Consider the following 18,783-nt stretch of genomic DNA (forward strand, 5'->3'; position numbering starts at 1 on the left):
ACGATATGTTCAGGAATACTGAAAAGTCATGAGTAATTTAAAAGCGATGCGCACCCTGCTAGCCATCAGAGATTATGGTAGCCTGACCATGGCTGCAGAATATTTAGATGAGCCAAAATCAACTCTCAGCAGGAGAATCTGTATTCTTGAGTCAGAACTGGATGCACGTTTAACCTGCCAGACAGGACGCCGTTTATCTCTGACTCAGGCAGGTCTGTGCTACGCCGATGTATGCGAACAGATATTACAGCTCGACAGTGACGGGCGAGAAGCCGTCCGAACCTTAAAATCAGAGTTATCTGGCCATGTAAGCGTTGGACTCGCAACAGAGCTATCCCGTGGCTGGTCAACTGAATCCTTGCACCGGTTTGCAAATAAACACCCGGGTATTGAGCTTGAAATTCAAATCATGGAATGCTCAAATCTGGCTTCAGATGCCCCTGTAGACTTGTGGCTGAGCTGCTGCAACCGAAATGAGAAAGGCGTTAAATCCATTAAACTCGGCATATGGCAACAAGCGCTTTATGCTTCAGTTACCGATGAACAATCATTCAACTTTGATAAACTAGAAGAACAACACTGGATTTGTGGCCAGGAACAAGGTACCTCTATTTTCCTACACTCAGAAACGGAACAAGCAACACTTATTCCAAAACACAAAACACTGATTAGCTCATTGCATATGCGAGCGGATGCTATTTCACAGGGGTTTGGTATCGGTTTGCTTCCCCGCTGGATCGCTGAATGTAAAAAACATGGGATAAAACGCTATCAAAGAGTTTTTCCAGAGTTCAGTGGTCAAGATGTCGAACTTTGGCTGCATTATAAAGTAGAAAAAGAATCCCTTTTTACCACCACCCTGCGCCAGTGGCTGCTCTCAGATATCCCAGTCAGATGGAAATAGACTCAGGACAGTGAGGATTGTTGTATAAAATGGAACAAATTGTCTCGTTATCATACATATAAAAGACTGATGTAAAGAAGTACCATCCCCCCTCAATGATAATCATTCGCATTCTTATTGAGGAAAGTATGATCAACTTAAACAAATATCCATTAAGTAAAATAGCCCTTGCAGTCTGTTTTACTATCTCTACTGCACCCTATGCACACAGCTCTGATGATGTAAAAACACCTGACGCATTAGGGACTACCGATGCTGAAACGAATTCTGAAATAACTGATGCAGAAACAATCGTAGTGACAGGGGCAGCAACCAATGATACTTCACTGACTGCTCTGGATCAGGAACAAATACAACTCATGCAGACACAAGATACAGCGGATCTCTTCCGTAACCAAACATCGGTGTCTGTTGGTGGTGGCTCACGTCAGGCTCAAAGAATCTATGTTCGCGGTATTGAGTCCAGTAACCTGAACGTAACGATCGATGGTGCTAAGCAAGGCCGTAACTTATTCCAGCATAGAGGTAATATTTCTGGCATTGATGCAGGACTTCTAAAATCCGTCGAAGTTTCTACCTTGCCAAGTTCAGATCAAGGTGCCGGTTCTCTCGGCGGAAGTATCAAGTACCAGACCGTTGATGCACAGGATTTACTTTCAGCAGATAAGCATATTGGAGCCAAAATAAAAACCGGTTACGGTAGTGTCGATAATTCGGAAAATGGTTCCGTCAGCCTATACGCCGCCGGAGAAAAAGTAGGGATTCTGGCACATGTTGCGACAGAAAATTTTGAAAACTATAAAACGGGTGATGGGACTGAAATCAAAGGCTCTGCGGGTCAGGATCGAGAGTATTTTTTAAAGATCAGTGCATTGGACCTCAACAACCATGATATTAGTCTGTCTTTAGAACAGAATAAAAACAGCGGATTATATCGCTACGGAGGTGGTGACACTGCTTATGATGCCGATGCAACATTGGTTTATCAAATCAGTGAAAGAAATACCATCACCATGAATCACGCATATTCTTCACCCAAAAACTCACTGGTGAATATTAAAGATACCCTTTACTACAATAAAAGCACTCTTGAAAATCAGACTTCTGATACTCTGGTAAAAAGTGAGTCGATCGGGGGAGATATCAAAAACCTCTCAAGGTTCCACATTAAAAACACCCAACACGACTTATCCTATGGCATTGATTATTATGTTGAAAGCGGTAAGACTTATACCGATGGCAGCCAAACCGGTATAGACAGTCAATCGAATAATCTAGGATTATTTATTCAGGAAAGAATGAACTGGGGTAAGGCCAAATTCGCACTTGGAACTCGTTTCGACAGCTATAATACTGATTATGGCACAACAACTTTTGACGGAACAGAATGGTCTCCGAGTATGAGCTTCAATTATGAATTGCTCTCAGGATTCAATGCGTTTGCCGGCTACGGGGAATCGGTGCGCAGTACCGGAGTCATTCCGATTCAGTGGTTATCCAGCATTACCGGAACACCAACCTTTAATACCCAGACAGGTAAAAACAGTTACAACAAAGCGTTTAAACCTGAGACATCACAACGGACAGAATACGGAATAGACTACAAAGTACCTTATCATTCTGATTACGTTGAGTTGTTCAGAATCAAACTAACCGCATTTGACACCGAGATTAAAAACCTAATCCAGCAAATTGGTGGTTCCCAAGGAGCAGCTGTAACCGGTTTCTATAATGACGATCCTATCACCAGCAAAGGTTATGAAGCCAATATTCAGCTAGCCAGAGGCCAACTTGCTTCATCCATCAGCTTTACTCATGCTAAAACTGTTGATCAAGACGGCAATCGTATTACGGTAACCCGCCGTATCGGTGCTTCCACTGGTGATCAGTATGTCTGGAATACCCAGTGGTCAAGCACCAATGACACGATAAAACTTGGGTACACATTCAAATACGTAGACAGTCTGCATGCGGACGAAATTGATCGTGACAGCTACGCCGTCCACGATATGAATGCCGCCTGGAATCCTGTTCAGTTTGATGGCCTGACCTTGTCTCTGTCTATTTTTAACCTCTTTAATGAGAATTATGCTGACCAGACCAGTATCGGAGAAGATGGAACAGCAGTCTATGAACCAGGACGAGACTTCAGACTTTCTGTCGCTTATAAATTCTGACAAGAACTAAAACCAATAGAAGAACCACCGTTTATGTTTAAGCGAAGGAGAACACACCTTCGCTTAAACATACTTAAATAAACACACCGAATCATATTATAAAATAAAAACCTACCTAATGTATAAATAAAATCTGAAACATTATCATTACTATTAGCTATGTAAAGTTATAGCGCCTTTTTGTAAATATATGTAATTCCCATTTATTAAGTACACTTCCGATAATATATTTATAATATAGCAGCATACATCAGGAAAATCTTATGTTTAAGCCAATGGAAAAATCATGGTTAAGTCCTTTTTTATTAATAACTTATATATCCACATCTGTCACGGGAATATTTATGTTATTTCACATAAAATTTCCGGGGTTGTACCCTGTTCATGAATGGGGTGGTCTTCTGTTCGTCGCAGCAGGTATATTCCATGTAATAATAAACTGGAAAATGCTTGTTTCCTATTTTAATAAGGATAAGTTAAAACGAAATGCAATTGTAGGTACTGTTATCGGATTATGTCTTATAGCTATAATTGCGGTAGCCATTCCATCAAATAAGCATTCCGGACGAGGAGTCCACGCCAGCGCAGAAAGTGCGCTCCAGATTAATATACCAACAGAAAATACATGATTTAATTGAGGTATTAATACCTGAGTAGCCTTCCGGTGCAAACACCACCGGAAGGTTTTTTTACATCTAAGCGATTTTACGACGCATATACAAATAATACAGTACGGGGATCACTACCAGCGTCAGTAATGTGGAAGCAAACAGACCGAATACCAGACTGATTGCCAATCCGTTAAAAATAGGATCGTCCAAAATAAACATCGCACCAATCATCGCAGCCAGTGCCGTCAGAATAATGGGCTTAGCTCTGACTACTCCACTGTTTACCACAGCATCCGCCAGTTCAACCCCCTGCTCCAGTTGCTGGTTCACAAAATCAACCAGCAAGATAGAGTTACGCACAATGATCCCAGCCAGAGCAATCATCCCTATCATAGAAGTCGCCGTGAACGGTGCGCCTAATAGGGCATGTCCGGGCATAACCCCGACTAAGGTCAGCGGGATCGGTGCCATAATGATCAGCGGCACACTGTAAGAGTTAAAATTCATCACCACCAGCAGATAAATAAGGATAATACCAACCGAATACGCAATACCCATATCTCGGAAGGTCTCATAAGTTACCTTCCATTCCCCATCCCATTTCAGAGCAACATGCGACAGGCCATCCGGCTGGCTGACAAGAAATTGGTCCCATTGCGGATAGTCATGACTCAGCTTAGCGGAAATATCAGCCATACCATAAAGCGGACTGTCTAGATCGCCTGCCATATCTGCCGTAACCATAATCATCGGACGCATATTTTTATGCATGATACTGTGTGGCTGTGCTCCTGAACGGATCTGTACCAGCTCACTCAACGGAATACGGGAGCCGCCAGAGGCAGGAATACTCATACTGAGGATCCCTTGTAAGTTCACTTTTTCTCCATCCTGAACACGTAACCGAATTGGCTCAGCATATTTCCGTCCCGGAGCCCGCAGATAAGACACATCCGAGCCACTGATAGCAGCAGCAATAGTCTGACGTATCGTCGCTTCGGATATACCAGCCTTGGACGCCCGGGCACGATCAATAGTTACAGTCCAGCGTTCCTGTGTAGCCGGAACATCGACATCAATGTCCACAATGTCAGCCGTAGCTCTGAACGCATTCTGAACCTGCATAGCGGCATCTTCCCGCATACTTTGAGACGGACCATAGACTTCAGCCAGTATCGGAGACCAGACTGGAGGACCCGGTGGAATTTCAACTACTTTTAATACACCTCCGGCTTTTTCAGCAATAGGAGTCAATCGTTCTCGTGCTTCACGCGCAATATCATGACTGGCTCGGTCTCGTTCATGCTTACCCAGCAGATTCACCTGCAAATCTCCCAGTTCCTGAGACTGGCGTGTAAAATAATGACGAACCAGCCCGTTGAAATTCATAGGAGCAGAAGTACCCGCATAAAGTTGCACCGAAGTCACCTCCGGCAAGCTCTCCACTTCAGTTGCCAGATTATGAAGCACTATCTGGGTTTGCTCTACCGGAGTTCCTTCCGGCATATCCAGCATTACCTGAAATTCCGATTTATTATCAAACGGCAGCATCTTAAGAACAACCAGTTCCACCATAGGCAAAGCAAGCGCACCAAGTAGAGCTATCCCCACGACGAGACTGAGCAGACGGCGGGATGATTTGGCTTTACTGCCGGTCAGAAACATACTTAAAAACTGGCGGAATTTTCCTGCCTTACCATCCGGATCATGAGTTGCATGGGATGACGATTTGAGCAGGTGCATTGCCAGCCAGGGAGTCACGACAAACGCAACAGCCAGAGAAATAAGCATTCCGGTACTGGCATTAATCGGAATAGGACTCATATAAGGCCCCATCATACCCGTCACAAATGCCATCGGCAGTAAGGCCGCAATAACGGTAAAAGTAGCCAGAATAGTCGGCCCGCCCACCTCATCAACAGCCTGGGGAATGGCTTCTTTCCAGTTGCTCCCCCCCTTCTGATGCCGGTGAATATTTTCTACCACCACAATCGCATCATCCACCAGAATTCCGATGGAAAATATAAGTGCAAACAATGAGATACGATTCAGGGTAAAGCCCCACACCCAGGAAGCAAACAGAGTGATCGCCAGTGTCAGCAGAATCGCACCACCAACAACAATGGCCTCACGCCATCCCATACTAAAGATAACCAGGATCACAACAGCCGTAGTGGCAAAAATCAGTTTACTGATCAGTTTATTGGCTTTCTCACTTGCTGTTTGACCATAATCACGGGTAACCGTAATTTCCACTCCCTGCGGGATCAGAACATTATGCACCTGTTCCACACGGGCAGTAATCGCACGGGTAAGATCAACCGCATTGACGCCGGGTTGCTTAGCAATAGATAGCGTAACCGCTGGAAAAACCTGTCCATCTTGACTCATCCAGACATTCTGTGAGGGAACATCGGCAACTTCTTTAACATCTGCAACATCGGCTAAATAAACGGGTTGATTATTTTGGGTACTGACGATTAACTGTCCTACTTCATCAGCAGAAGTCAGAAAATGACCAATCTGCAAGCTGATCTGCCGGTTGTCCTGAGTCAGTGACAAACCGTTACTCTGCTGATTAGCATTCTGCAGAATTTGAGTCATCCCCATCCAGGTCAGACCATAAGCATTCAATCGCACCGGATCAACCGTGACCTGAACGATCCTGTCATGCCGGCCAACGGTTTCAATTTGCCGCGTTCCGGGTAAATGCTTCAGCTCACTTTCCAGCCCGTTTGCTACTTGGGTCAGTTGCTCTGCCGTGATATCAGCCTGTTTACTCCAGAGTGTCAGGTTCATAATAGGAACATCATCAATTGCTCTGGGTTTCACTAAAGGCTGGCCGACACCAAGACCAGACGGAAGCCAGTCCTGATTTGAATCAAGCTGATTGTACAAATCAACCAGAGCCTGCTGGCGGGGTTTACCGACTTTGAAAGCCACAATCAACATGGCCTGTCCCGGCTGAGAAAATGAATACATGGTGTCGATATCATTCATTTCTGACAGCACCTGTTCTGCCGGAATAGTGACCAGTTGCTCAACTTCCTCAGGATCTGCACCCGGAAAAGGAATATAGATATCAGCAAAAGTTACCTCTATCTGTGGCTCTTCTTCTTTAGGTGTAATGAGTACCGCGCCAATTCCCATCAGCAGCCCGATTAAAGCTAATAATGGTGTGATCGGCGAATGCAAAAACTGTCTGGCAATTCTCCCGGAGATACCAAGCTCACTGCGCATAACGGCCTCCTTGACTACTCAGAACTGCATAAGCATCCAAAGCAATACTTTCTCCCTCATTAAGACCGGAAAGGATCTCTACCTTACCTTCACTTGTTCTTCCCAGCCGAACCTGCCGTAAAATAAAATGACCACTTTCCTGTACATAAACCGCAGATAGTTCATTCTGCCTTAATAAAGCACTTTCAGGAACAAGCAGTCTGGTCTTTGCGGCTAACGGCATGGCAAGTTTCACCCAAATACCATTTTTCCAAACCGGTGAATCCTGTTTAGGCAGGTTAGCCCGGAGAACAAAGCTGTGACTTTCAGGAGAAGCAAACTGAAACAGTTCATGTTCTGACAACATCAGTGACTGACCGTCCGGAAAGGTAACTCTCAGTGGTGTGGAATCCTGTAGCTGGGTAGCATACCGGATGGGTAAAGAAGCAACGATCCGCATCCGTTCAAACGAGTAACCGCTTAACAGAACCTGCCCCGGATTTACCGTTTCTCCCAGAGAAACCATTCTCCCGGAAACCACTCCAGCATAAGGCGCAGTTATCCGGGTATACCCCAAATTTTCACTTGCCTGCACAACACCGGCTTTTGCTTGTTTCAAAGCACTGGCTGCCGACTTGGATTCAGTCAGTGCCGCATCATATTCTCTCTTAGCAACTGAACCTTTTTTGATCAAATCAGCAAGGCGTTTACGCTGTTGTTCAGCATACACGACTCGTGCTTCTGCCGCTTTGAGAGCCGCTTTTGCCTGATCTAATCCGGCAGTTTGCGATGTATTGGTTATTTCAATCAGCAGATGGCCTTCGGGCACAACATCATTGACATCAACACCAATGGCACTGACACGCCCGCTGGTTTGTGCCGACACAGTCCCCTGATCTACAGGCTCGACCTGTGCGTCCATCACAAACCATTCAGGAACAGTCTGAGCCGTTACAGTGAATACCGGCTCCTGTCCATCTGCAGCAAAGGCATGTCCGGATAAAATAGAAAAGAAGATAAAAACCAGAAATTTACGCATAGCCCAGATCCTAAAGTTGTTATTTAGAATTAACTAATATAAGTAATAACCCTAATTCAACGTTAAGTCTAGTACATTTTACTATTTATCTTCTTAAATCACGCCATTTGCCTATTCAAAAAATTCATTATTTTTAATCTGTTACTACAACTTTTCTGATTAAAAATTAAAACTCAGTCCCACAGACGCTGAAATTGAGTAATCCCTGTCAACCATAGGGCTGCTGGTAATTTCATCACTAAGGAAAAGATACTGCCCATTGGCAAACAGAGCTAGCTGCTTAGACAGAAAGACCCGGCATCCCAGTCCTACATAAGTAGAGATATTATCTTCCGGATGATATTCATCTAGACCAGATACCGCCGATTCCGCACCACTGATACCATAATAATGTTCACTCAGTGCATCATTGAACCAGATAGCACCAACACCCGGACTGACAACCACAAATTCGGCTATACGGAAGTTTTTTCGGTAGCCTATATCTACTTTATAGCCACCATCTGTTTTATCCAGAACATCGGCTGATGCCGTCACCGACAATGAACCGATGTCGGGATGATTGAAACGATAACTGATATCTGCCATACCGGTATCACTGCGATTATCCAGTGCCTGCAGATGAACGTCATCACTGTCCTCAGCTTTAAATTTTTTAGCCGCGTAAGAGAGCCCCAGATCCACTTCATTAACGGAATCTTTATATAAGTACATGCCCGCTGACATTCCACGAAAATAGAACCGTTCACCACTTACATTGATAGCCGGTATTGCTTGTGTATCGCTCTCATACTCTTTGTACTCAGACACACCAAAACCAGCACCGATACCAATAGAATTATTCGCTGCCGCATTAAAACCCCATAACCCCAGTAATGACATTACCAATGTTTTAGAAGAAAATGATTTTGCTATCATCATGTTTCTGTTCCCCAATAAAAAATTAGCTTTTTGTTACCAGTGGATACTAACCCACTCAGATTTTATTTATATTGCCAGATTATTTCGCAGATAAATCTTCAATAAACACAGGTAAAGGCTGATGCTTTTCAGCTACATAGGAATAAATCACCGGTAAAACAAATAAAGTGAATAAGGTTCCGATAGCCAACCCTGCTACAATAACAATACCGATGCTAAACCGTTGCTCAGCCCCTGCTCCTGAAGCAAACAAAAGCGGAATAAGCCCCGCAATCATGGCTGCAGTCGTCATCAGAATCGGACGTAAACGTACTTTTGCCGCTTCCACAACTGCTTCCGTACGACTTTTCTGATGATTAAGCTGTGCTTCTTTGGCTACTTCACAAATAAGAATACCGTGTTTAGTAATCAACCCAACTAAGGTGATAAGACCAACCTGAGAATAGATATTCATTGAGGCGGCACCCCATGCCAAAGCCACCAATGCTCCACAAATCGCAAGCGGTACCGATACCATAATCACCAATGGATCCTTTGCTGATTCAAACTGGATAGCCAACACCAGAAAAATAATCGCCAGTGCCAACCCAAAAGTGGTGTAGAGAGAACTCCCCTCTGTCACAAACTGCCGGGATTCCCCCATGTAATCATGGTGATAACCACTCGGCAATGTAGTTTGCGCGATATCTTCAAACCAGCTAATGGCATCACCCATCGCAATTCCGGGAGTCGGTACTGCCCCAATGGTAGCTGAATTCAACTGATTGAAATGAGGTAAAGAACGAGGTTCTGATACCACCTCTATAGTGAGTAAGCTTCCTAAAGGAATAGCCTTTCCTGAAGAGGAACGAACATAGTACTGGTTCATTGACTCCGGATTCAGACGATAGCGACGTTCAACCTGAGGAATCACCTCATAAGAACGTCCGTTCAGGTCGATACGGTTGACATAACCATCCGCCATCATCGTACTTAATGTGATTCCTATATCCTGCATGGTCACTCCATAAGCCCCTGCTTTATCCTTATCTATGCTGATCTTCATCGTAGCCGAATCATAATTAAGGTCGATATTGGAATAGACAAAATATGGGCTGTTCGCGACCTGAACTAAGACGTCCGTTGCGATCTGATACAAGCTTTCAAAAGCGCTCGGGGTCGTGATCACAAACTGAATTGGCAAACCAGAACCCGCACCGGGTAATTCCGGCATCTGGAAAGCTGTCACCGCCATTCCCGGAATATCTTTAACCAATTTACTGACCCGATCCGTTACTTCTGCCTGGCTGGCTTCCCTTTCACTCCACGGAACCATAGTTGCAATTCCAAACGACTGATTAGAATTCGGAACCCCAACGAATGACTGTGCATATTGCAGTTCCGGCTGCTCTGACAAAATAGTATTCACTTCATCCATCGTATTTTGCAGATAATCCAGATTTGAGTTGGATGAGCCCGTCCCCATCAACATAACCACACCTTTGTCTTCCGCCGGTGCCAGTTCTCTGGGAATAAAGCTAAACAGAACCGGCAGAGCGGTAAACACAATCACAGCAAAAAAGAGAATAACCGGCCTTCTCTGCATTACCGCAGCCAACATTCTTTCATAACGGTTGGTCATACGGTCTAATATATGATGCACGGCCAGTTCAAAACGGTTTGGCTTTTCATGCACTTTAAGCATTTTTGAACACATCATCGGCGAAAGCGTCAGAGCAATGATGCCGGAAACAAATACTGAACCAGCCAGAGTTAATGCAAACTCCTTAAATAAAGATCCGGTGATCCCTCCCATCATCGCAATAGGTGCATATACGGCTCCCAGAGTCAGAGTCATTGCAATTACCGGAAGTGCGATTTCCCGGGTACCGATAATGGCAGCCCGAAAAGGGGACTCTCCTCTCTTAATATGGCGATCTACATTTTCCAATACCACAATAGCATCATCAACCACCAGACCAATAGCCAGAACCATAGCCAGCAATGTCATCAGGTTCCAGGAAAAGCCCATTACCTGCATCACCATTGCCACACCAATCATAGAAAGAGGGATGGTAATTACAGGAATAATGACAGCCCGTAATGACCCAAGAAACAGAGTAATCACAATAAGTACAATCACTGCCGCCTCTACGATGGTTTTAATGACTTCATGAATCGATTCATTTATCGCGACCGTTGAATCATACAACACATTCATATCAATAGTGTCCGGCATATCTTTTTTCAGCTGAGGTAAAATACTCAGCACATCCGCAGCAATATTAATAGGGTTGGCGCTTGGTGTTGCATTAATCGCCGCTACAACCGCTTCCTGGCCATTTGCACTGGCACGATAGCTATCATGGCTTTTTTCTAAAGAAACTTTGGCAATATCGCTTAAACGAATCAGATTTCCGTCTTCATTTTTTATCACCAGACGTTCCAGCTCTGTTACTTCTGAGATCTGTGTATCAGCATTACCGTTATATAACACAAATTCTCCGGTAGACTGACCGGTTGCCGACTGATAATTATTGGCTTGCAGAGCATTCATCACTTCACTCGCTGTGAGCCTGAGCGCCCCCATTTTGGCAGGATCAAGCCAGATACGCATGGCGTACTTTACCCCACCATAGATATCGACTTTAGATACACCGTCAACAGAGAACAACTGTGGATTAACCACCCGCTGCAGATAATCCGTGATCTGACTGGATGCCAGTTTTTTACTGGTAAAGCCAATATAAAGTACAGCTGTCGTCGAACCAGTTGACATCGTCACTGCAGGATCTTCTGCTTCACCCGGCAGTTGTGAACGCACCGAATTCGTTTTAGCCAAAATGTCGGAAAGTGCACTGTTCGGATCCGTATTCAGCTTCATCGTAACAGTGATAGTGGACTGTCCCAACACCGACTGAGAGGTCACATAATCAATATTATCTGCTTGCGCAATAGCCTGCTCCAGGGGTTGAGTAATAAACCCCTGAATCAAATCAGCACTGGCACCATAATAGCTGGTAGTAACCGTCACAACCGTATTGGTCATTTTCGGGTATTCCCGCACCTGCATATTAAAAATAGCCTGAAGTCCAAGCAATACGATCAAAAAACTGATAGAGACAGCCAAAACAGGACGTTTTATAAAGGTATCTGTGAAACGCATAATACCTCCTTTCTAAAGTAACGGGGTTGTGGCTGGAGAGATAGTTGCATCACTCTCAACAACCCGGACTTTAGCGCTATTACTCAGGCGAACCTGACCTGATGTAACGATAATATCTCCAGCCTCTATTCCGCTCAAAATATGAACCTTGTCGGCCTTACGTTCTCCAATATTAATGACCTGTTGCCTGACTCGTTTTACACCATTTTCCTCATAAAGCACGAAAACACTGTCACCATATAAGGTATAAGAAATTGCAGTTTGGGTAATGACCATCTGCTCCGTTAACGGAGAAAGAACAATACTGGCTCGGGCAAACATACCACTACGCAATTTACCACCGTTGTTCGGGATATCAGCTTGAACCTGGATCAGACCACTCTGATAATCAACAGCCGGTTCGATTGCAGAAATATTGCCATTGAAGATTTTGTCAGGAAAAGAGTCCACAACAATGTTCACTTGTTGCCCCAGAAAAATCTCTGATATCTCTGTTTGGGGAATAGTAAACCGAAGACGCATAACACTGGTATCTTCCAGGCGAACGATATCTGTTCCCGGTTGCAAATATTGTCCCAGAAAAACATTACGGATACCCACCACACCATCAAACGGTGCTTCAATTTCACGGCGGGCAATCGCTGCTTTAAGACTCTCAATATCAGCCTGAAGAGAAAAATAACTGGCTTCAGCATCATCAAAAGCCTCTTTTGATACAGATCCTTTTTGATACAGTCCTTTATAACGCTGATATTTAGCTTCTGCTGCAGGTAAACGAACCTTGCTGCTACGCAAATTCGCTTTTTCGACATCAGAATTAAGAGAAACCAATAACTGACCTTGTGCTACTGAACTACCAGAATCAAAAGCAATATGCTTTACCACACCACTGGACTCTGTAGTCAGGGTAACCCCCTGGTTCGGTTCGATAAAACCAATAGACTCAATGGTTGGCACCCAGTTAGCTGTGTTGACCGTCGTTACCGTAACCGGATATTCGGGTTCTGGCATATTGGCCAGATACTGAGCAACCATCTTTTGTTTAAAAAGGTTAAAACCGATGACACTACCAAACAGCAGCACCACGATCAGCAACATATAAAAGGTCCATTTTTTCATTGTGAACAGAGCTCTCTCACCGACATACAAAACTGGAGTGCCAATATAGTTTATTTTTCCGGCATCAATCGGGCACAGAGAATCAATGGTACGTTTTCGCGTATCAATGGTCTTTATTAACAATAAAGGATTTGATTTATTGTATGATGTCGAATAATAACCTGTTGCAGGTAAAAAATGTGGTCAACGTCAATACCCTAAAAACACCGTTACAAAGCCATCTGGTACTACTTGTTATCTGGCCGGTTTTTAATATTCTGCTGTATCTGGTTGGCTTGAGTATCGCTACATCACTATCTGATATAACCGGACTGCCTAATCATATGTGGTGTGTAATTATGCGCCTTTATACGTTATTTGTTCTGTTCTGGTTTTTATATCAACTCTTCGGAAGATTTAACCTGTTTTTTCAGAAACATCATAACCTTTTGAGAAAATCCTTAAGTAATGTAACCCTTATGGTCTTCGCTCTGCTTATCGAATATCAGATCAGCAGCCAATATTCTCAGCTTCCTGAATTACGTACCAATATGCTTACCGGAGCCAATTTTCTGTTTCAAGTTGTCGTCATCACTACTCTCGGACATCTATGGCAACTCAGGCTAGATAATTTTGCTCTGCAGATGAACCTTAAACAGGCTGAAATTCAGATGCTCAGACTACAAAATGACCCTCATTTTCTTTTTAATACTTTGAATCTGATTGTAACGGATATACAGACCAACCCTGAAAAAGCGGAAATGCTGATATACGACCTAAGTGACCTACTGCGTTTTAGCTTACAACTGAGCAAAAAAACGCTGGTATCACTCAGTGAAGAATTTCTTTTAATCAAACACTATCTGAATATACAAAAAAATCGTTTTGAAGATCGGCTGATTATTGATATTCAAACCACCCCAGATGCAGAACAAGCGATGCTTCCACCAATGCTGATATTACCTTTGGTAGAAAACGCAATAAAACATGCCGTAGCTAAATCCATAAAACAAACCTCCTTATCGATTACAGCCAAGATAACCGATGATATCTTAACCATAGATGTCACTAACAGCAGGGAAACATCCCCATCAGATAACAACATTCAGGATGGACAAGGTTTCCGAATACTGAAAGAAACGCTGGTACTACACTACCCTGATCGACATACATTTACGTTTACCAATAATGCTCAGAAAACCACCATACATGTCGGCATCCCATTACAACATGGAGAACCAGCTTGAAAAGATTTGAAGTGATTATTGTTGATGATGAGCCTGCCGGAATTATCGCCCTTGAGCGGGTACTTAACACAATCCCGAGTATAGAGATCATTGCAACCACCACTAATGGATATGAAGCGATTATTGCGATAGAAAAGCAGCAGCCAGATATTGTATTTCTGGATATTGAGATGCCGGAATGCAATGGGTTTGATATAGCGGAAGCGACCAAACACCTTTCCTATCATCTTGTTTTTGTAACGGCCTACCACGAACATGCCGTAGATGCATTTACTACCAAGGCTATTGACTATCTACTTAAACCCGCTCGTCCCGAGCGAGTCAGACAATGTATCGATAAAATACATCTCACACTGGGAACACTGAGTACCCATCGTCACCAATCTGTTCAGACTATATTAATCGGCGACGGACAACAGGAACATGCGATCGATATTAACGCCATTGCTTATATCGAAAGTTTGGGACGCTACCAGCGTATTACTTTTAAACAGCAGGGTAATGAACGCTATCAGCATCAGACACTGATAACAGAAGACACATTAGAAAGCTTTTGTAAGAAGCTGGAAAAACATGGATTTATACGGATTCACAGAAGTTATCTGATTAACCTGACCTCCGTACAGAGCCTTAAACGCAAAGAAAGAAATTGGTTTGCCCTAACCTATCAGCCAGAGACTGAAATACCTGTCGCAAGAAATCGGATACAGGAACTAAAAGGCAGACTGTCACTACCCAATAAATATTAACAATAAAAATCTGCTCTGCGGATAACACATCCGGTGAAGAGCATAAAAACTATTGTTCTAATATAAACGCTGTCGCTCTAGCATAAAGACTATAGTTACAGATCAACGATAACGAACTTATACAAGTTTGCAATAGGAGCATACTAATGACTTCCGATGACATCGAATGTCACTCTATCAACGGATACGATCTTTGAGATACCAAAGTGATCGACTGACCGAATAATAGCTATCTCACAAATTTCATGATGTCTGCTGGTGGTCGCCCGTGCTTAATCAGTTGTACCATAACTCCCATATATGGCTCTATATGAGAAAAGAAATGATAATAACCTCGGCACAGATAATTATGATTTGGATAACTAGAAAAAGATATCTCAAACCGATGTTTTGGACAGCCTCCATTACATGCAAAAAGAAAACGACATCGCTTACAGTCCGTATCTAATAAGTTCTGTTTATTCAATCCAAACTGTATGGCTTCTTTACTCTTATTCATCTCTTTAATCGTCATTTCATGAATATTACCAAGTTTAAATTCCGGATAAACATAATGGTCACATTGATATAAATCACCGTTAGCTTCAAGTGCAAAAGCATGCCCACATGTCCTAGAAAAAACACAAAGACCAGCGGAATGACCTAACCAGGAACCGAATACAGAATCAAACAGTTGTACAAAAACACTGCCGACATCTTTTCTTATCCAGTAGTCAAAAATAACCGATAGGAACTGTCCAAAATCGTTAGCATTTACCGACCATGATGTGACTGATGCAAACGGTTCATTTGGACCTGCCAAATGTTCACCAGCATTAATTTTCCGTTCTACCAATGGAATAAACTGAATATATGTTGAACCAATCTCCTTCAGAAATTCATAAACTTTTATTGGCTCATGGACATTTTTATCATTAACTACGGTCAATGTATTAAAACTAATATCATACAGGTGAAACAAATGAACAGCTCTCATCACTTGTTCATGAGTTCCTTTTTTAGAGCGTGTCACTCGGTAATAATCATGTAATTCTTGCGGACCATCAATCGAAAGCCCTACCAGGAAATTATTCTGTTTAAAAAATTCACACCATCTCTCATCAATTAAAATGCCATTGGTTTGAAAAGCATGATGGATGGTTTTCTCTTGTGCATACTGTCCACAATACTGAATAACTCGCTGGTAAAATTCAATTCCCAATAACGTTGGTTCACCACCTTGCCATGCAAATATCACTTCATTACCTTCTTGGGCATCTATATGTTGTTGTATATAAGCTTCTAGTGTTCGTTCATCCATTCTCCAGTTCAGATTGCGTTCAGGGTATAACTTCTCCTTTTCAAGGTAAAAACAATATTTACAATCAATATTACAAATTGAACCCGATGGTTTAGCCATAACATGGCAGCCACTCACTGTTATGCTCATATTAATACCTCATTCCAATATAAGCTTAAAAATAAAGTAGGACATAAGGACGACACACGACAACACTATCAATATAGAAAATATAGCCTTGATTGTTACATCTAATTGCGTAACGGTGAATTGTTCATTCCATTCTTTATTAAACTTATATCTATTATAAATAACAATCACAAGAGAAAATACAAATAGAGCATAAGAAACAATATTTAATCCATGGTAAGCATATTTTACACCCATCTTAAAAAAGACAGTAGATATTATAATAAGCAAGAGCTGACTTCTCACCCAAGAGAGTGAAGTACGTTCTGGCTGAAGACCAGGATCTCGTATCATAAAAGAACCATTATAATGATAAAAATAGTTAAGGCGAATAATAATCCACTTATGACCTTAAGAAATTTTGTATATCTCAGTTGTTTATTATTTCTCATTGCCCGTTCATTCAAGGCCCAGCGTCTATAAGCAAAAATAGCTAATGCTCCAGAGCATAAACATAAAAAAACAGACAATACCAATCTGAGATCCTGATTAGCTAAATCGGGTGCTAATTGATCAATACCAATAGCTCCTGCAAGCAACGCAAGAGCTGTTCTTATCCAGGCTAAATAAGTACGTTCATTAGCAAGAGAAAACCGGTAATCCGGTTCATCGCCTTGCAGTCTCCAGTTTTTATTTGGTTGTCTTTGCATAAAATCTTCTTGAAATCGCAGCAACCATTATGATTGCTGCATATCTATGTTAAAATTTCAATTTCTTGTCCTCAACCTTTATTCCTTGGGTTGGTAAACCTGTATCATAATCCCGGACAACTGGCGAATAGCCGTCCTCCGGTCTTGGTCTGAAAGAACCCATCCATTGAGGCTGCTTATCCATCCGCCATGGTCGTGTTGCCCACTCGAAAGTCCGAAATGGATCTCGGACTTTTTCCATATAGGCCAACAAGTTGTCATGCATTTTGTTTCTTATTTCAATATAATCAGGATGATCTATTAAATTATAAATTTCACTGACATCTTTATTTCGATCATAAAGTTCATCGGAAGTAAATAAATTAATAACCAGCTTATAATCATTCTCGACCCATGCCCGCATTGGAATAAATCCACCAAAACTGTCATGTTCAATCTCATATCGATTAAATTCAATCATAACACCACGCTGCTGATCTGACTGAAAATTCAATATATTACTTCCCTGAAGGATATCTGGTTGCTGTATACCTGCTAATGACATCAATGTAGGTAAAATATCAATATGACTAACAGGAACATCAATTTTCTGATTATTTATTTTTTCCGGCGGACGAATAATTAAAGGAATACGTGTAATGTCATCATAAGCTACAGAGCCTTTACTGATCAGCTTATGCGCACCCATCATTTCACCATGATCAGATGTATAAACAATCCAGGTATTCTCTAGTTCCGTCTGATTTAGTTTACCAATCACCCTGCCAATCTGGTCATCAACATAATCATTACATCCAAAATAAAGAGGATGATGGTATCTCCCTTCAGCATCAACAGGAGCAGGCATAGCTTCAGACCACAATTTTTGATGATCTGGTTTTGTTGTTAAGTCATCAAAAGCTTTTTCTCCAAGAGAATACTTAAATTCACCATATTTATTTAAGTATTCAATTGGACAGGTAAACGGATGGTGAGGTTCATCATAAGATAAAACCATTAAAAATGGTGATTCTTCACGATGTTTTTCTCCCAGATAACGAATCGCACGGTCTGAAATTCGGTGTGCCCAAGTAAATTCAGAAGTAATTTCATTATCGATAAGATCCTGAACGGAATTAAGTCCATTCCTCCACAAACTTATTTCATTATCAGTAAGTTCTTCCAAATATCTGGCTCCATCAAACCAATATTCAGGGTCCCACTCTTCCGGGCATTCCCCTGTACCAAAATAGTCATGCCCATCAAGATGCCATTTTCCTATGTAACAGGTATCATACCCTGCATCTTTAAAATATCGCCCCATCGTTGAAATATTTTGGCCTAATGCAATATTATTCGCCCAGGGACCAGCCTGACTCGAATATATACCCGTGAAGATACCAGCCCGAGCAGGTGTACAAACAGGTGCACAAGTAAAAGCCGATGTAAATTGATACCCTTCTTCTGCCAATGCATCAATATTGTCTGTATTAAGATTTTGATCTGTATAGCAGCTCACCATGTTAGTGGCTTGAGTATCAGTCATAATCAAAATAATGTTCGGTTTTATATTCAT

At 42.4% G+C, this 18,783-nt stretch carries 14 protein-coding genes; 5 read left to right on the forward strand and 9 right to left on the reverse strand.

What is annotated here, in order from left to right:
- Positions 1-28: 28 nt before the first annotated feature.
- The 3 genes from CSW98_RS06710 (at position 29) to CSW98_RS06720 (ending at position 3,710) form a co-directional block, all read left to right on the forward strand.
- A complete protein-coding gene (locus tag CSW98_RS06710) occupies positions 29-904 on the forward strand; it encodes a LysR family transcriptional regulator (protein ID WP_100799697.1) in 876 nt (291 codons plus the stop codon).
- A 128-nt stretch (positions 905-1,032) separates the two neighbouring features.
- Entirely contained in the window at positions 1,033-3,081 is a 2,049-nt protein-coding gene (locus CSW98_RS06715) for a TonB-dependent receptor domain-containing protein (RefSeq protein WP_198517298.1), read from the forward strand.
- Between the two features lie 263 nt (positions 3,082-3,344).
- On the forward strand, positions 3,345-3,710 hold the full coding sequence (locus CSW98_RS06720) for a DUF4405 domain-containing protein (RefSeq protein ID WP_100799699.1): 366 nt from the start codon (positions 3,345-3,347) through the stop codon (positions 3,708-3,710).
- Positions 3,711-3,776: 66 nt separating this feature from the next.
- Here CSW98_RS06720 and CSW98_RS06725 read toward each other — a convergent pair whose 3' ends face one another.
- The 5 genes from CSW98_RS06725 to CSW98_RS06745 form a co-directional block, all read right to left on the reverse strand.
- Positions 3,777-6,932, reverse strand: a complete 3,156-nt coding sequence (locus tag CSW98_RS06725) for an efflux RND transporter permease subunit (protein ID WP_100799700.1) — start codon at positions 6,930-6,932, stop codon at positions 3,777-3,779.
- Positions 6,922-7,950: an efflux RND transporter periplasmic adaptor subunit gene (locus CSW98_RS06730; protein WP_100799701.1), complete on the reverse strand. Its 1,029-nt coding sequence runs from the start codon at positions 7,948-7,950 to the stop codon at positions 6,922-6,924. Before CSW98_RS06730 ends, CSW98_RS06725 begins: the two co-directional genes overlap by 11 nt.
- A gap of 159 nt (positions 7,951-8,109) precedes the next feature.
- On the reverse strand, positions 8,110-8,871 hold the full coding sequence (locus CSW98_RS06735; protein WP_100799702.1) for a MipA/OmpV family protein: 762 nt from the start codon (positions 8,869-8,871) through the stop codon (positions 8,110-8,112).
- Positions 8,872-8,950: 79 nt separating this feature from the next.
- A complete protein-coding gene (locus CSW98_RS06740) occupies positions 8,951-12,016 on the reverse strand; it encodes a multidrug efflux RND transporter permease subunit (RefSeq protein ID WP_100799703.1) in 3,066 nt (1,021 codons plus the stop codon).
- A 12-nt stretch (positions 12,017-12,028) separates the two neighbouring features.
- Positions 12,029-13,135 (reverse strand): efflux RND transporter periplasmic adaptor subunit, encoded by a 1,107-nt coding sequence (locus CSW98_RS06745; RefSeq protein ID WP_100800036.1) that lies wholly within the window; start codon positions 13,133-13,135, stop codon positions 12,029-12,031.
- Positions 13,136-13,278: 143 nt separating this feature from the next.
- Here CSW98_RS06745 and CSW98_RS06750 point away from each other — a divergent pair, with 143 nt between their 5' ends.
- Both CSW98_RS06750 and CSW98_RS06755 read left to right on the forward strand, forming a co-directional pair.
- The gene (locus tag CSW98_RS06750; protein ID WP_100799704.1) at positions 13,279-14,361 is read left to right on the forward strand and encodes a sensor histidine kinase; all 1,083 of its coding nucleotides are present in this window, start codon (positions 13,279-13,281) and stop codon (positions 14,359-14,361) included.
- Positions 14,358-15,110 (forward strand): LytR/AlgR family response regulator transcription factor, encoded by a 753-nt coding sequence (locus CSW98_RS06755; protein WP_100799705.1) that lies wholly within the window; start codon positions 14,358-14,360, stop codon positions 15,108-15,110. The genes CSW98_RS06750 and CSW98_RS06755 overlap by 4 nt, the downstream gene beginning before the upstream one ends.
- 229 nt (positions 15,111-15,339) lie before the next feature.
- Here CSW98_RS06755 and CSW98_RS06760 read toward each other — a convergent pair whose 3' ends face one another.
- The 4 genes from CSW98_RS06760 to CSW98_RS06775 are packed head-to-tail and all read right to left on the reverse strand — an operon-like array spanning position 15,340 to position 18,783.
- On the reverse strand, positions 15,340-16,539 hold the full coding sequence (locus CSW98_RS06760; RefSeq protein ID WP_100799706.1) for an anaerobic sulfatase maturase: 1,200 nt from the start codon (positions 16,537-16,539) through the stop codon (positions 15,340-15,342).
- 9 nt (positions 16,540-16,548) lie between these two features.
- Positions 16,549-16,872 (reverse strand): DUF202 domain-containing protein, encoded by a 324-nt coding sequence (locus CSW98_RS17885; RefSeq protein WP_100799707.1) that lies wholly within the window; start codon positions 16,870-16,872, stop codon positions 16,549-16,551.
- Entirely contained in the window at positions 16,869-17,228 is a 360-nt protein-coding gene (locus tag CSW98_RS06770) for a YidH family protein (protein WP_100799708.1), read from the reverse strand. The genes CSW98_RS17885 and CSW98_RS06770 overlap by 4 nt, the downstream gene beginning before the upstream one ends.
- A 49-nt stretch (positions 17,229-17,277) precedes the next feature.
- Positions 17,278-18,783 (reverse strand): sulfatase-like hydrolase/transferase, encoded by a 1,506-nt coding sequence (locus CSW98_RS06775; protein WP_100799709.1) that lies wholly within the window; start codon positions 18,781-18,783, stop codon positions 17,278-17,280.

Source organism: Vibrio sp. HA2012, assembly GCF_002812955.1.
Classification (GTDB): domain Bacteria; phylum Pseudomonadota; class Gammaproteobacteria; order Enterobacterales; family Vibrionaceae; genus Vibrio.